General features: G+C 40.3%; 13 protein-coding genes. 6 read left to right on the forward strand and 7 right to left on the reverse strand.

Features of this window, described 5'->3' with window-relative positions; translation table 11 throughout:
- The first annotated feature begins 14 nt into the window (after positions 1-14).
- Entirely contained in the window at positions 15-860 is an 846-nt protein-coding gene (locus EDD69_RS01850) for a TIGR03943 family putative permease subunit (RefSeq protein WP_132947262.1), read from the forward strand.
- Between the two features lie 111 nt (positions 861-971).
- Positions 972-1,706: a DsbA family oxidoreductase gene (locus tag EDD69_RS01855; protein WP_132947263.1), complete on the forward strand. Its 735-nt coding sequence runs from the start codon at positions 972-974 to the stop codon at positions 1,704-1,706.
- Positions 1,707-1,725: 19 nt separating this feature from the next.
- Here the strand turns inward: EDD69_RS01855 and EDD69_RS01860 are convergent, their stop codons facing one another.
- The 5 genes from EDD69_RS01860 to EDD69_RS01880 form a co-directional block, all read right to left on the reverse strand.
- Positions 1,726-2,799: an ABC transporter substrate-binding protein gene (locus tag EDD69_RS01860; protein WP_132947264.1), complete on the reverse strand. Its 1,074-nt coding sequence runs from the start codon at positions 2,797-2,799 to the stop codon at positions 1,726-1,728.
- Positions 2,796-3,599, reverse strand: a complete 804-nt coding sequence (locus EDD69_RS01865; protein ID WP_132947265.1) for an ABC transporter permease — start codon at positions 3,597-3,599, stop codon at positions 2,796-2,798. The genes EDD69_RS01860 and EDD69_RS01865 overlap by 4 nt, the downstream gene beginning before the upstream one ends.
- Positions 3,596-4,414: an ABC transporter permease gene (locus tag EDD69_RS01870; protein ID WP_132947266.1), complete on the reverse strand. Its 819-nt coding sequence runs from the start codon at positions 4,412-4,414 to the stop codon at positions 3,596-3,598. The genes EDD69_RS01865 and EDD69_RS01870 overlap by 4 nt, the downstream gene beginning before the upstream one ends.
- Positions 4,411-5,487, reverse strand: a complete 1,077-nt coding sequence (locus EDD69_RS01875; protein ID WP_132947267.1) for an ABC transporter ATP-binding protein — start codon at positions 5,485-5,487, stop codon at positions 4,411-4,413. Before EDD69_RS01875 ends, EDD69_RS01870 begins: the two co-directional genes overlap by 4 nt.
- A 105-nt stretch (positions 5,488-5,592) precedes the next feature.
- Positions 5,593-7,107, reverse strand: a complete 1,515-nt coding sequence (locus tag EDD69_RS01880; protein ID WP_132947268.1) for an FAD-dependent oxidoreductase — start codon at positions 7,105-7,107, stop codon at positions 5,593-5,595.
- 176 nt (positions 7,108-7,283) lie between these two features.
- Here EDD69_RS01880 and EDD69_RS01885 point away from each other — a divergent pair, with 176 nt between their 5' ends.
- The 4 genes from EDD69_RS01885 (at position 7,284) to ybaK (ending at position 12,356) form a co-directional block, all read left to right on the forward strand.
- The gene (locus EDD69_RS01885) at positions 7,284-8,609 is read left to right on the forward strand and encodes an ATP-binding protein (RefSeq protein WP_132947269.1); all 1,326 of its coding nucleotides are present in this window, start codon (positions 7,284-7,286) and stop codon (positions 8,607-8,609) included.
- A 93-nt stretch (positions 8,610-8,702) separates the two neighbouring features.
- Positions 8,703-8,930, forward strand: a complete 228-nt coding sequence (locus EDD69_RS01890; RefSeq protein WP_132947270.1) for a hypothetical protein — start codon at positions 8,703-8,705, stop codon at positions 8,928-8,930.
- Between the two features lie 183 nt (positions 8,931-9,113).
- Positions 9,114-11,720, forward strand: coding sequence for a bifunctional acetaldehyde-CoA/alcohol dehydrogenase (gene adhE / locus EDD69_RS01895; RefSeq protein ID WP_132947271.1), 2,607 nt, complete (start codon positions 9,114-9,116; stop codon positions 11,718-11,720).
- A gap of 141 nt (positions 11,721-11,861) precedes the next feature.
- A complete protein-coding gene (gene ybaK, locus EDD69_RS01900; protein WP_132947272.1) occupies positions 11,862-12,356 on the forward strand; it encodes a Cys-tRNA(Pro) deacylase in 495 nt (164 codons plus the stop codon).
- On the opposite strand, the gene EDD69_RS01905 is transcribed toward ybaK, so the two are convergent.
- Together EDD69_RS01905 and EDD69_RS01910 are read right to left on the reverse strand one after the other, a co-directional pair.
- A complete protein-coding gene (locus EDD69_RS01905; protein ID WP_132947273.1) occupies positions 12,353-13,153 on the reverse strand; it encodes an endonuclease/exonuclease/phosphatase family protein in 801 nt (266 codons plus the stop codon). The genes ybaK and EDD69_RS01905 overlap by 4 nt on opposite strands.
- Before the next feature lie 3 nt (positions 13,154-13,156).
- Positions 13,157-14,797: a PTS transporter subunit IIBC gene (locus EDD69_RS01910; RefSeq protein WP_132947457.1), complete on the reverse strand. Its 1,641-nt coding sequence runs from the start codon at positions 14,795-14,797 to the stop codon at positions 13,157-13,159.
- Positions 14,798-14,949: the final 152 nt, after the last annotated feature.

Below are 14,949 nucleotides of genomic sequence, written 5' to 3' on the forward strand. Positions count from 1 at the left end.
GAGGTGAAGTAGAAATGCTTCGCACATACATTTTGCTCGGTTTTACCTTTCTATTTTTTCACTTGCACACAACGGGAGATATAAGCAAGTACATTAATATGCGATATTCGTATTTATCGTTCAGCGCCATTTTTATTTTTGCGTTTCTTACCATTGTTCAGTTTCGGATTGCGAATCGGAAAGAGAACGGTCACCACTGTCATGATGAGACGTGCTGTCATCATCATGAAGAAGATCAGCCGAAATGGAAAAAAGCCTTAAATTATTTTGTTTTTATCTTTCCGATTGCCTCTGCGTTGTTTTTGCCGATTGCGACGCTAGATTCGGAGATTGTAAAAGCGAAAGGATTTCGCATTCCAGGGTTTGAAACGGAAAGTGCAGATCCGTTCGGGCAGCGTCAATTTCTCCGTCCTGATACAAGCATTTATTATGGAAAAGAAGGTTATAAAGACCTAATGAGGAAAGAATTGGCGGTGTTTGCGAAGCAATCTCGTCTTGTTCTCAATGACAACAACTACTTGAAAGCGATGGAAACGATTTATCAATTTCCAGGGCAGTTTAGCGATAAAGAAATTGAATTTGACGGATTTGTATATCATGACAAAACAACGAACAGCCAGCAATTATTCGTGCTTCGTTTTGGGATCATTCATTGTGTAGCGGATTCAGGAGTGTTTGGATTGTTGACGGAATTTCCGGAAAATCCGCATTTAAAAAATGATGAATGGATTCATGTAAAAGGAAAGTTATCGACTATTTACTTCCAACCGTTTAATGTTACCATTCCGTATGTACAAGTGAAAGAATGGCATACAATTAAAGCGCCGGAAGAACCATACGTTTTCCGCGGGTATGATTAATCTTTCATCGCTTTTTCAAAAAGTTGTCCGGAGTTTCCGGACAACTTTTTTGTGAGATCAATATTTAATAAGGTAAAATGAAAAGTAACTAACAATATTGGAGGCTTTTATATGAAAGTAGAAATTTGGTCAGATTTTGTATGTCCGTTTTGTTATATTGGCAAGCGGCGTTTTGAAAAGGCGCTGGAACAGTTCGAACACAAGGACAAGGTCGAGATTGTATTTCGCAGTTTCGAACTTGATCCACATGTTGAGCGAAATCCGAAAAAAAACGTGTATGAATATCTTGCTGAAAAATATGGGATGTCGCTAGAACAAGCGAAAGCGACGACTCAACAAGTCGGGAAACAAGCAGAAGCGGTTGGACTGCATTATGACTTTGATAACATGAAGCGAACGAATACTTTTGATGCCCATCGCTTGGCTCATTTTGCAAATAGCGAAGGAAAGATGGAGGAAATGACAGAGCGGCTCATGAAGGCATACTTTACGGAAGGGCTGCACATTGGCGATCATGAGGTACTGGCCAATTTGGCAAGCGAAGTCGGTTTGGATCGTGAAAAAGCCCTTGATGTATTAAGAAACAATGGTTACGCCGATGAGGTTCGTCGAGATGAAGAAATTGGTAGACAACTGGGGATAACCGGTGTTCCGTTTTTCTTATTCAATCAAAAATACGCTGTTTTCGGCGCGCAATCAAGCGATGTGTTTATGGATGTGTTACAAAAGGTGTGGGAAGAAGAGCAAGCTCAGCCTTCTGTAATCAATCTAAATGGAAAAGCCAATTCCAATCGCGATGATTGTGCAGATGGATCTTGTTCAGTTTCGGAGAATAATCGAGGATGATTCAATTGAATCATCCTCATTATTTTTTATGCATTTTAAATTCGAGAAAAAGCTCATTATAATAAGCGAGCATTTTTTTCCCAAGGTTTTCATATACTTCGAGCTTTTCGGCTAGCTCATCGCTCGGGTAAAATCGTTCATCTTCCACGATTTCTTTCGGTAAATATTCAAGCGCTTTTGCGTTCGGGGTTGAATAGCCCACGTATTCTGCATTTTGGGCGGCGTTTTTTGGATCAAGCATAAAATTAATGAATTGATGGGCCCCTTCAATGTTTTTGGCCGTTTTAGGAATCACCATATTATCAAACCATAAATTTGTTCCTTCTTTTGGAATCACGTAATCGAGTTTTTCGTTTTCGCTCATAATTTCTGCGGCGTCGCCTGACCAAACGATGCCAACGGCTGCCTCTTCATTCGCAAGCAGCATTTTAATTTCATCGCCGACAATCGCTTTAATGTTAGGAGTGAGCGCGTCAAGTTTGCGTTTTGCTTCTTGCAGATGTGCTTTATTTGTGTCATTCAAAGAATAGTGAAGGCTGTTTAATGCCATTCCCATGATTTCACGCGCGCCATCAACAAGCAAAATTTGATTCTTCAGATTAGGATCCCATAAATCGTTCCAGCTTGTAATTTTCTTTCCGCCAAGCATTTCAGGATTGTAGACGATTCCAACCGTTCCCCAAAAATACGGGATCGAATATTTGTTTCCTGGATCGAACGACAAGTTTAGAAAACGAGGATCGATATATTTTAAATTTGGCAGCTTCGAATGATCGATCGGAAGCAATAAACCTTCCTCTTTCATTTTGCTGATTGCGTATTCCGAAGGGACGGCGACATCAAATGTCGTTCCGCCTTGGGCGATTTTTGTCATCATTGCTTCGTTCGAATCAAACGTTTGATAAATGACTTTTATGCCCGTTTCCTTCTCAAACTTTTTAATTAAATCCGGATCAATGTAGTCTCCCCAGTTGTAAACGGTTAATGTATTTTTACCCGAATAGCCTTCGGATGAATTTAAGTAAGAAGTAACGTACAGCAAAGCAAAAGCGCTAACAAAAACGACCGTAAACAGTTGAATCAGTTTTTTCATTTTCGCCCTCCTACTGCGCTAGAACGTTGGCTACGTTGCGTAATGAAATAGTAGCCGATGACAAGCGTGATCGTGAACAAAAAGAGAAGCGTTGAGAGCGCATTAATTGATAACGAAATTCCCTGCCGAGCGCGCGAATAAATTTCGACTGATAATGTCGAAAATCCGTTTCCTGTTACGAAAAACGTGACCGCAAAATCATCAAGAGAATACGTTAATGCCATAAAGAAACCAGCAAAAATTCCCGGGGTAATATACGGGAGAATGACTTTCGTCAATACATCCCAAGAGTTCGCCCCTAAATCGCGAGCCGCGTCCACTAACGTCGGGCTCATCTCTTGTAGTTTCGGAAGAACCATTAAAACGACAATGGGCACGCTAAACGCGATATGAGATAAGAGAACAGAAGTAAAGCCGAGCTGAATGCCGACAATCGTAAATAAAATTAAAAAGGAAGCGCCGATGATGACATCAGGGCTGACAATGAGCACGTTGTTTAATGTCAAAAGCGCATTTTTGATTTGTTTTCTTTTCGCATAATAAATCGCAAGTGCTCCGAAGACGCCGATAATTGTTGAAATGGCAGCGGAAAACAAAGCGATCACTATTGTGTTTAAAACAATGATAAGCAGGCGCGTGTCCGCAAACACTTCTTTATACCAATCGAGCGTAAATCCTTCAAAGTGATGCATGGTGCCGCTGCTATTGAACGAGTAATAAATCAAATAGAAAATGGGAGTGTATAAGATTAAAAAGACAACGATTAAATAGAGGTGAGAAATTTTTAGTTTTTTTCTCATTGTTTCACTCCCCACTTCCGATTTCCTGTCACGATCATGATGAGTGCCATGGCGATGATTAAAAATACGGCAATCGTCGCACCCATGCCCCAATCTTGCGTCACAAGAAAATGTTGTTCAACGGCTGTTCCGAGCGTAATCACGCGGTTTCCGGCAATCAATCTTGTGATCATAAAGAGCGATAAAGAAGGAATAAAGACCGCTTGACATCCCGCTTTGACTCCGTCTAATGTCAACGGGAAAATGACGCGGCGAAATGTCGTCCATGAGGAAGCGCCTAAATCTTGCGCCGCATCCACAAGCGATGGATTCAATTTTTCAAGCGCATTAAAAATCGGCAAAATCATAAATGGAATAAAAATATAAACAGAAACGAACACGAAGCTAAAATCGGTAAATAATAGCTGTTTTGTACCTATGCCAATCGTTTCGAAAAACGCGTTGACCAATCCATATGTTCCGAAAATACCGAGGAAAGCATACACTTTCAACAATAAATTCACCCAAGTAGGTAAGATAATGAGCAATAGCCATAATTGTTTATGTTTCGTTTTCGTCAGCAAGTAAGCGGTCGGATAGGCGATCAGTAATGAAAAAGCTGTAATTAAAAACGCATACCAAAATGAACTGATCGTCATTCGCAAATAAACAGGTGTCAAAAACCTTTTATAGTTATCCAGCGTCAAGTGACCTTCAATATCAAAAAAAGAATAATAAAAAATAAGAATAATAGGAGCAATCACGAATAAAAGCATCCATGAAGCATACGGAATTGCGTAAAGATAACGGCTATAATTTTTAGTTGTTCCGCTCATCTCTCACCGCCCCTATTCTCTTTTGTTTCAACGCGACGCATAACATGAATGGCTTCTGGTTCAAAATACAATCCGATTTCTTCGCCTACTTCCGCTTTTTTGGTTGAATGAACGAGCCACTCATTTCCATTATCATCGTAGCAACAAAGTTCATAGTGAACGCCTCGGAAAAGGATCGAGTCTACGCGCACTTGCAATTTTCCTTGTTCGCGTGTCGTTATTTCCAAATCTTCTGGGCGAATGACGATATCGACGGGTTCGTTTGGTTCGAAACCGTGATCGACACATTCAAATTGCTTTCCAGCAAATTCAACGGAAAAGTCCGCTAACATTTTTCCAGGAATGATGTTCGATTCACCAATAAAATCAGCAACGAAGCGATTGATTGGCTCGTCATAAATATCTTTTGGCGTTCCTCTTTGTTCAATTTTTCCTTTATTCAAAACGAAAATTTCATCGGACATCGCGAGCGCTTCTTCTTGATCGTGCGTAACAAAAATAAAAGTGATTCCAAGACGGCGCTGCAATTCCCGCAATTCGTATTGCATTTCGGTTCGCAGTTTTAAATCGAGCGCTGATAATGGCTCATCCAACAGCAATACCTCGGGTTCATTCACAATGGCGCGGGCGATGGCGACACGTTGCCGCTGTCCGCCGGACATTTCGTGAATTTCCCGATTTTCATAGCCTTCTAAATTGACAAAACGCAGCGCTTCTCGCACTTTCGTTTCAATCGTTTTTTTGTCGAGATTTTTAATGCGCAATCCAAAGGCGACATTTTCAAATACGTTTAAATGAGGAAAGAGCGCATAATCTTGGAATACGGTGTTCACTTGTCTTTTGTTCGCCGGCACCCCATTCATCAACTTTCCGTTGAAATAAATATTTCCTTTTGTCGGTTCGATAAAGCCAGCAATTAAACGAAGAATCGTTGTTTTCCCACATCCTGAAGGACCAAGGAGTGTATAAAATTTCCCGCGCTCCATTTCAAAGCTGACATCATCGAGCACGGGAGGGTCATCGTCGTATTGCTTTGTGACGTGTTCAAAGCGAATAATGACGCGATCGTTCATCGTAATGTCTCCACCTCAATTTTTATGATGTTGAATAATTTACCTCAATTATAAATCATTAGTGGAGAACTGCAACGATATGGAACTTAAAATTTTTATCGATGTTTATTTTTTCTCTAATCTTCTTTGCGCGGGACCTTCCATGACTTCTCCGTCAATTGAAAACCTTGAACCGTGGCACGGACAGTCCCATGTGCGATCACCGTTATTCCATTCCAATTCACAGCCCATATGCGTACATGTTGTATCGACGATATGAAGGTTGCCTCCTTCGTCGCGATAGGCCCCACATCGTTTTCCGTTTACATTGACGACAGCTCCTTCTCCGTTGACGAGATCTTCCGGTTGGCGGAGTGCATATTCTAATTTTCCAGAAATCAAGTGCTTGGCAACATCGACGTTTTCTTTTAAGAAATTTTTTACGCTTGGATCCGCATAAAACCGTGAAGGCGTGAATACCTCGCGATAGCGATTCTCTTTTTGCATGGCTAAATCCGAAAGAAGATGAGCCGCTAGCGTTCCGCTTGTCATTCCCCATTTTCGATAGCCTGTAGCGACCATGATATTCGGATAATCTGTACGCATCGAACCGATATAAGGAATTCGGTCCAGTGTGACTAAATCTTGAGCCGACCAACGATATAAAATTTCTTGTATTCCGAATGTGTGTTCTGCGAACGATTGGAGAGCCTCATAATGCTTCATAGTTGCAATTCCTTGTCCGGTTTTATGCGATTCTCCGCCCACGAGTACAAGTTTCTCTCCATTCATCATCGTATAGCGAAGGGAACGTTTCGGATTTCCCGCACTTAAATACATGCCGCCTGGATAGTCTTTTTCGGTTTTGATCGCCAGAACGTATGAACGTTCCGCATACAGACGTGAAAAATAGAGAGCCCCATCATAAAATGGAAAATGAGAACAGACAATGACCGCATCGCATGTGATCAAATGTCCATCTTTTGTTTTGATTCTTGGTTTTGTGCCGGCTTCAATATCAGAAGCGACCGTATGTTCATAGAAAGAAGCGCCGTGACGAACAGCGAACTGCACTAATTGGCGTAAATATTTGAGCGGATGAAATTGCGCTTGATTTCTCATCATAATGGCCCCTTGAATGGAAAAAGGAAGAGGCAGTTTCTCAACATATTCCCCGTCAATGCCGATTTTTTGATATGCCTCCCATTCATTTTCGATCTTGCTTCGTTCGGTTTCAGCGGTTGTGTAAATGTATGCATCCTCAACGGTAAAATCGCAATCAATTTGTTCGGTCGTTACGATTTCCTTGATCCAATCGATCGCTTCTTTGTTTGCTTCGTAGTAAAGACGCGCTTTTTCTTCACCGAAGTGCTGAATGAATTCATCATAAATCAGATCGTGTTGCGCTGTAATTTTTGCTGTTGTATGTCCGGTTGTTCCGTTCAGCAGTTGATTCGCTTCAATAAGAGCGACGTTTACTCCTTTTTTCGCAAGCAAATAAGCGGTCGTAATACCAGAAATACCTCCGCCGATAATGGCGACATCCACATGAATGTCTTCGGTCAATGGAGGGAACGAAGGAAGGTCAATGGTTGCACGCCAATACGGTTCAGGTGTGATGGGAAGGTTTAAATCATTCATAGAAAAATTCCTCCATTTGTGATTTTTCCTTAATTTTCCCGAAGAATGAAAAATTTATTTATGAGATAAAAAACAAATCAAATTGAAACAAATCCGTCCATATCCAAAAGATGATAAAATGGAAATAGAGCGAAACGAAAAAACTTTTACAAAATAATATAAGAGGGAGATTGAAAGTGAATAAAGATGCATCCATTCGTTTACAGGATAACATCATCTTGGAACACTACGGATTAAATGAATTAAATTTAGAATCGGTGAAAAACTATCGTGAACGGTTTGCGAAAGTAAAGCCGAATCATCCATGGAATGGCTTAGAGACAAAAGATTTTTTATATAAAATCGGTGCTTGGGGGAAAATAAGAAATACAAGCAAAGAAGGGCTTACGTTAGCTGGATTGCTCATGTTTAGCGAAGAGAGGATGATTACGGAGGTTTTACCGCAATATTTTCTTGAATATCGTGAAAATATGAGCGAAATCGTAAATGATCAATGGTCCAAGCGATTTACGTCACAGGACGGAACATGGTCGGGGAACGTGTATGACTTTTATTTTAAAGTGATGAATGAACTTTCTTATGCGTCTCAAGCTGTGAAAGAAGTTGTCCATGAAGCGTTGATCAACGCGTTAGTTCATGCCGATTATAACGGTGAAGGCGGCATTGTAGTCGAGAGAGAGAGCAAGCAGTTTCGTTTTTCGAATCCAGGGCTGTTGCGCACATCGGTTGAACACATATTTACAAGCGGCATCAGCAATCTTCGCAACCCGAATTTATTTAAAATGTTCATTTTAATTAATTTTTGTAAACGTGCAGGGTCTGGACTAAAAACCATTGAATCGACTTGCCAGCGTTATGGCTGGGAAAAACCAACGTTCATTCAACATGATCCAAGCGAACGAACGATTTTTACGTTGCCTATTGTGTCTTTCCCAGAAAGACACAATGAGTGGGGAAGCGAAAATTTTGTCGAACCGTTTTTTGATTTGACCGAAAAAGAAAATGTGTTTAACTCCGTAAATAAGAGCGGAAACTCCATAAATAACAAAGGAAACTCCGTAAATAAAATCGAAAGCTCCGTAAATAAGGAGTTGGAGTCCGTAAATAAAGGGCTTAACTCCGTTAATAACGACCAAAACTCCGTAAATAAAACCCAAGACTCCATAAATAAAGACCTCAACTCCGTAAATAACTCCGTAAATAAAACCGATCATACGGAGCATGGAAGCGAGAAAGAGGAGATTGAGGATGAATTATGGAAGTTGGCAGAATTAGCACGGAAGAAGAAACGCCTTTCTCCAGCGATGATGGAACAAATCATTTTACAGCTTTGCGCAAAACGGCCATTAATGTTAAAAGAACTAGCTCAGTTATTAGAACGAACGCCAGATGGATTGAGAAATAATTATTTAGCGAAATTGTTGTCTGAAGGAAAGATCCAATTAAAATATCCAGATCAGCCAAACCATCCAAAGCAAGCGTATATGACAAAACAGAATTAAGTAATATTCACTATTTGTTCAATATTTCACAAAGTTTATGGTCAAAAATAATGTTACAATCATGGTAAAAACAGCAAGAAGAGGTGAAAAGCAATGATCATTTGCGAATGGAGAGACTTTTCTACCGATACAGAAACATATACATTGGAAAGCTTTGAGGAAATGATTGGGGATCAATTTGAAGCGATGATGTTTGAAGATGGCCAAGAAATCCCTTCATATATTTGGACAACCAGTTATGTCGTGATTGTTAAGCGAAATACAAGAATGTACAAAGATATTTCGTTTACAAAAATTCCACGCAATCCAGTTTGCCAGTAGGACTGCTTCTTTAGAAAAAGAAGCAGCTTTTTTTCGAAATAGAATGCTCAATATTTCACAAAGTTGACAAACACAAATCGAAACGACCTGTTTATAATGGAAGCGTGATGGGGGTTATTCCATCTTAAATTTTTAAACACACTTGTGAAATATTTCACAAGTATAACTTCGGGAGGGCTTATCATGGCTGTAGACGAAAAAGTGTTGGATCAAAAGAAAGAAGTAACGAAAATGATTGATACGCTCGTGGCGAATGCGCAAAAAGCGCTTGAAAAATTCCGCGGTTATGATCAAGAAACGATCGATCGCATCGTCAAAGAAATGGCGTTAGCGGGTCTAGACAAACATATGTATTTAGCAAAGCTAGCGGTCGAAGAAACCAAACGCGGTGTTTATGAAGATAAAATTATTAAAAACATTTTCGCGACAGAATATATTTACCACAACATTAAATACGATAAAACGGTTGGCGTGATTCGCGAAAACGAGCATGAAGGAATTATTGAGATTGCTGAGCCAGTTGGTATCATTGCAGGGGTCACACCCGTAACAAACCCAACATCAACAACCATGTTTAAAGCGCTGATTTCTATTAAAACGCGAAACCCAATTATTTTTGCGTTCCATCCATCTGCGCAAAAATGCAGCAGCGAAGCAGCTCGAATTTTACGTGATGCCGCAATTAAAGCGGGTGCGCCAGAACACTGTATTCAATGGATTGAAACCCCTTCATTAGAAGCGACACAACAATTAATGCGTCATCCAAGTGTTGCTCTCATCTTAGCGACAGGTGGCGCAGGAATGGTGAAAGCGGCTTACAGCTCAGGCAAGCCTGCGTTAGGGGTTGGTCCTGGTAACGTTCCTTGCTATATTGAGAAAACAGCGAATATTAAGCGCGCTGTCAACGACCTTATTCTTTCTAAAACGTTTGACAACGGAATGATTTGTGCATCTGAACAAGCTGTTATTATCGATAAAGAGATTTATGACGCCGTAAAAAAAGAAATGATTGAAAATAAATGTTACTTCTTAAATGAAGAAGAGAAGAAAAAAGTTGAAAAGCTTGTTATTAATGAAAATACGTGCGCGGTCAATCCAAACATCGTCGGTAAACCTGCATACGAAATCGCAAAAATGGCGGGAATCGACGTTCCAGAAGATACAAAAATTCTCGTTGCTGAATTAAAAGGAGTTGGTCCGCAATATCCGCTTTCTCGTGAAAAATTAAGCCCTGTGCTAGCGTGCTATAAGGTAAACAGCACGGAAGAAGGCTTAAAACGCGCGGAAGAAATGTTGGAGTTTGGCGGTCTTGGACACTCTGCTGTCATTCATTCAGAAAATCAAGAAGTTATTCTTGAATTCGGTAAGCGAATGAAAGCGTGCCGTTTAATTGTCAATGCGCCATCTTCTCAAGGAGCAATCGGCGATATTTACAACGCCTACATCCCATCTTTAACCCTTGGATGCGGAACATATGGCGGAAACTCTGTTTCTACAAACGTTGGAACCATTCATTTAATGAACATAAAAAAATTGGCGAGAAGGAATGTGAATATGCAATGGTTTAAAGTACCACCAAAAATTTATTTCGAAAAACATTCAACACAATACCTAGCAAAAATGCCGAACATTTCTCGTGCCTTTATCGTGACAGACCCTGGCATGGTGAAGCTCGGTTATGTCGATAAAGTGTTGTATTACTTGCGCAAACGTCCAGACTATGTCCATTGCGAAATTTTCTCAGAAGTCGAACCAGATCCATCCATCGATACAGTGATGAAAGGCGTCGACATGATGAGAAGCTTCGAGCCAGATGTCATTATTGCGCTCGGCGGCGGTTCGGCAATGGACGCGGCAAAAGCCATGTGGTTGTTCTATGAACATCCAGATACAGACTTTAACGGTTTAAAACAAAAATTCTTAGACATTCGCAAGCGTGTCTTTAAATATCCAAAACTTGGTCAAAAAGCGCAATTTGTCGCGATTCCAACGACTTCTGGTACAGGTTCTGAAGTCACATCATTTGCGGTGATTACCGATAAGAAAAATAACATTAAATATCCGCTTGCAGACTATGAATTAACACCAGATGTGGCTATTGTCGACCCGCAATTCGTCATGACCATGCCGAAACACATCACAGCGGATACGGGTATGGACGTTTTAACTCATGCGATTGAAGCGTACGTATCAAACATGGCAAACGACTATACAGACGGTCTTGCTATTAAGGCGATTCAGCTTGTCTTTGAATATTTACCTCGCGCTTATAAAAATGGCAATGACGAATTGGCGCGCGAAAAAATGCATAACGCTTCAACGATTGCAGGGATGGCGTTTGCGAATGCGTTCCTTGGCATTAACCATAGCTTAGCGCATAAACTCGGTGCGGAATTCCATATTCCTCACGGACGTGCCAATACGATTTTAATGCCGCACGTCATTCGTTATAACGCGACAAAACCGAAGAAATTTGCAGCGTTCCCTAAATATGAACATTTTATCGCGGATAAACGCTATGCGGAAATCGCACGCATTTTAGGATTGCCAGCACGCACAACGGAAGAAGGAGTCGAAAGCCTCATTCAAGCGATTATCAAGCTTGCAAAAGAGCTTGAAATGCCATTAAGCATCGCGGAAACAGGCGTCAGCAAAGAAGAATTCGAAAGCAAAGTCGATCAATTGGCAGAGCTTGCGTTCGAAGATCAATGTACAACGGCAAACCCTAAATTGCCGTTAGTCAGCGATTTAGCCGAAATTTATCGCCAAGCATATAAAGGAGTTGAATGAAAAAACAGGGATGTCCCGCGGGGATGTCCCTTTTTATCATGATCGAAGACTTCTTCGCTTCCCTTGGTCCGTAAAAGTTGTTAAGAAAAGCGGTTCAAGGTAAACTAAACATGAAGCTACTTAATAGGTAGGGGAAATGAGATGAAACAAGCAAAAACGAACGCGATGCGTCTATTAGACCGAGAAGGCATCTTATATGATGTGTGGACATATGAAAACAACGATGGAAAAATCGATGGGGTATCCGTAGCGAAAAAAATCGGAAAAGACCCAAAAACCGTCTATAAAACGTTAGTGACAAAAGGAAGCAGCGGAACGATTTACGTATTTGTCATTCCTGTAGAGGCGGAACTTGATTTGAAAAAAGCAGCGAAAGCGGCACAAGAGAAAAAAGTAGAGCTTCTTCCTGTTCATGAGATTGAAAAGCACACAGGCTATGTTCGCGGCGGATGTTCACCGATTGGAATGAAGAAGCAATATGCCACGTTTATTGATGAAACGGCTCCTCAACTTAAAAAAATCATTGTCAGCGCAGGAAAGATTGGCATGCAAATCGAACTGTGCGTCGATGATTTGCAGAAGATGACGGGTGCAACGCTCGTCGATCTTGTAAAAGAAAAAGACGGACACAACTAGGCGAGTCCGTCTTCAATTTCTACCTCTACTCCGAAATGGTCAGAAATGACATGGCCATTTTGGCCGTTAAAAATGGTTTTAGAGTATTTTACGTGTAAAAGCTTGTTTGATAGAATCAAATCAATGCGTAAGTTTTTTTCGTTTTCATTCCAACCATCAATTTTCCCTTGAACCGTAGTACCGCTATCCTTCTCTTTTGCTAGTACGTATGTGTCATAAAGCCCTCTACTCATCATGTAATCATAGCCCTCTCCACGAATGTGGGCGTCGTTATTAAAATCGCCCATGAGGAAGAAAACGTCTTCATATTCAATTTTTTTAAGCAGTGTATCAAACTGATTGTCGAAAGGTTCTTCTTCATCATGCCACCAACCAAGATGACAAGAATAAAACGAGAGAGGGCGTCCATGCCAACGAATGGTTGCCCCAACGATTTTGCGAGTTTTCCAAAATGAAGGATTCTGATTTTTTGAAACATAGAAAGAATGTTTCTTTATAATAGGATGTTTTGTTAAAATGGCTAATCCTTCTTCATATTTCTCATAGCCGATATGAGCAAAATCCCAAACGAGAGAATAATCACGACAACCGAGTTGCTCAAGATTTTTTAATAAAATGAATGCAAAGTTATCTTCTTTTATGTTTTCATAGATGTATGGAGCTTCAATCGATTGGCTTACTTCTTGCAAAGCGATGACATCGTATTTTTTTTCGTTTATGATTTCAGCTAAATACTTAATTTTTTGCAATTGATTTTCCTCTTGCCATGAGTGGCAATTTAATGTTAGTAATTTCATGGCTTAAACCCCTAAAAGATCTTGAATATTGGATTTTAAAACATCTGCTTTTGGTCCATAAATGGCTTGAACGCCTTTATCTTTTAAAATTAATCCGAGTGCTCCTGCTGTTTTCCACTCTTGTTCAGAAGCCACTTTATGAATATCTTTTACCGTTACACGTAAACGTGTCATGCACGCATCGACATCCTCAATGTTATCTTTGCCGCCGAGTAATTCAATAATATGAGCGGCCAACGAATCGTCATTGGTTGTATTTTTTGATTGAGATTGAGCTGGCTCTTCTGCTTCTATATAGTTTCCGTTTCGACCCGGTGTTGGCAAGTTCAGTTTTTTAATCAGTGCATTGAATACAACAAAGTTGATGCCGAAAAATGCAAGGCAAGAAATAGCGAAGTTCACCAAATCTTTTACAAGTCCTGCTTTAATGATCATTGGTGTTCTTGTTAAAAATTCAATAAAGCCAAATGCGTGAATACGTAAATGGATTAGATCGGCAAGGGCAAACGCTAAACCAGTTGTAATCGCATACACAATATATAAAACGGGTGCGACAAACATAAACATGAATTCGATCGGTTCTGTCACGCCTGTCAAAAATACGGCTAATGCTGCAGAGAAAAACATGGATTTATATTTTTCGCGCTTGTCTTTATCAACATTGATATACATAGCTAATGCAACACCGATGAGAGAAGCGGTCGATGTAATCACTTGTCCAACTTTAAATCGTGCTGGATGAACGGTTTCAAGCAAATGATGGTATGTTTTTGTGTCTCCAGAAGCTAACAGGTTGTTTAAATCGGTGATCCATGCAAGCCATAAAGGATCTTGACCAGCAACGATTTGTCCTGCTTTTGAACCGGTTAGAATCGTATAGGTTCCACCGAGCTCTGTATAGTTCACTGGCACTGTTAACATATGATGTAAGCCAAATGGCAATAAGAGACGCTCCAACGTACCGAAAATGAAAGGTGCAATGATTGGCGCTGTATCTTTAGACGTAGCGATCCAACGTCCAAATCCGTTTAATAAACTTTGAACAGACGGCCATACGATCGATAAAATAAGCGCTGTGATAACTGAACCGACGATCACAACAAATGGAACAAATCTTTTCCCATTAAAGAAATTAAGAGATTTTGGAAGACGATCAAAGTTATAATATTTATTATATAAGGAAGCTCCTAAAAATCCTGAAATGATTCCTACAAAAACCCCCATGTTTAATGCCGGAGCTCCGAGAACAGAGATAAAGTAATCTTTAACAATTAGTTTGCTTCCAGTAATGGTGACGACAGTTGCTTCTGGGTCTTGCAACATGGCATTATTGACGCCAAAAATCGCTCCTGTGATACGGTTAATTAAAATAAATGCAATAAGTGCCGCAAAAGCTCCGCCTGCACGCTCTTTTGCCCAAGAGCCCCCGATTGCGACCGCAAATAAAATATGGAGATTGACAATGATCGCCCAACCGATATCCTCCATAATCCGTGCAATCGATTGCACGAATGAAACATCTCCGCTCATCATGCCAATTAATTTTCCTAATGAAATCATCAAACCGGCTGCAGGCATGACAGCAACAACGACCATCAATGCTTTCCCGAACTTTTGCCAAAAATCGAATGATGTCAATTTCATTTTTTTCATTTTTTCTCTCTCCCTTCTAAATGGTAGGGGGGGTAGTTGAAAGCGAATACATTTTCTTGTGCGATTTTCAAACAAATTCATCAACTTCAATGCAACCGGTTGCATTACCTATTTTAGTTGAATGGGTAAAATTATGCAATAAA

The organism is Thermolongibacillus altinsuensis, from assembly GCF_004341205.1.
GTDB lineage: Bacteria > Bacillota > Bacilli > Bacillales > Anoxybacillaceae > Thermolongibacillus > Thermolongibacillus altinsuensis.

Excerpts from the sequence above, each read along its gene's own strand:
- EDD69_RS01865 (WP_132947265.1), bottom strand. The coding sequence starts at position 3,599 with ATGAGAAAAAAACTAAAAATTTCTCACCTCTATTTAATCGTTGTCTTT.
- EDD69_RS01910 (WP_132947457.1), bottom strand. The coding sequence starts at position 14,797 with ATGAAATTGACATCATTCGATTTTTGGCAAAAGTTCGGGAAAGCATTG.
- EDD69_RS01860 (WP_132947264.1), bottom strand. The coding sequence starts at position 2,799 with ATGAAAAAACTGATTCAACTGTTTACGGTCGTTTTTGTTAGCGCTTTT.
- EDD69_RS01855 (WP_132947263.1), top strand. The coding sequence starts at position 972 with ATGAAAGTAGAAATTTGGTCAGATTTTGTATGTCCGTTTTGTTATATT.
- EDD69_RS01905 (WP_132947273.1), bottom strand. The coding sequence starts at position 13,153 with ATGAAATTACTAACATTAAATTGCCACTCATGGCAAGAGGAAAATCAA.
- EDD69_RS01870 (WP_132947266.1), bottom strand. The coding sequence starts at position 4,414 with ATGAGCGGAACAACTAAAAATTATAGCCGTTATCTTTACGCAATTCCG.
- EDD69_RS01875 (WP_132947267.1), bottom strand. The coding sequence starts at position 5,487 with ATGAACGATCGCGTCATTATTCGCTTTGAACACGTCACAAAGCAATAC.
- EDD69_RS01890 (WP_132947270.1), top strand. The coding sequence starts at position 8,703 with ATGATCATTTGCGAATGGAGAGACTTTTCTACCGATACAGAAACATAT.
- ybaK (WP_132947272.1), top strand. The coding sequence starts at position 11,862 with ATGAAACAAGCAAAAACGAACGCGATGCGTCTATTAGACCGAGAAGGC.
- adhE (WP_132947271.1), top strand. The coding sequence starts at position 9,114 with ATGGCTGTAGACGAAAAAGTGTTGGATCAAAAGAAAGAAGTAACGAAA.
- EDD69_RS01880 (WP_132947268.1), bottom strand. The coding sequence starts at position 7,107 with ATGAATGATTTAAACCTTCCCATCACACCTGAACCGTATTGGCGTGCA.
- EDD69_RS01850 (WP_132947262.1), top strand. The coding sequence starts at position 15 with ATGCTTCGCACATACATTTTGCTCGGTTTTACCTTTCTATTTTTTCAC.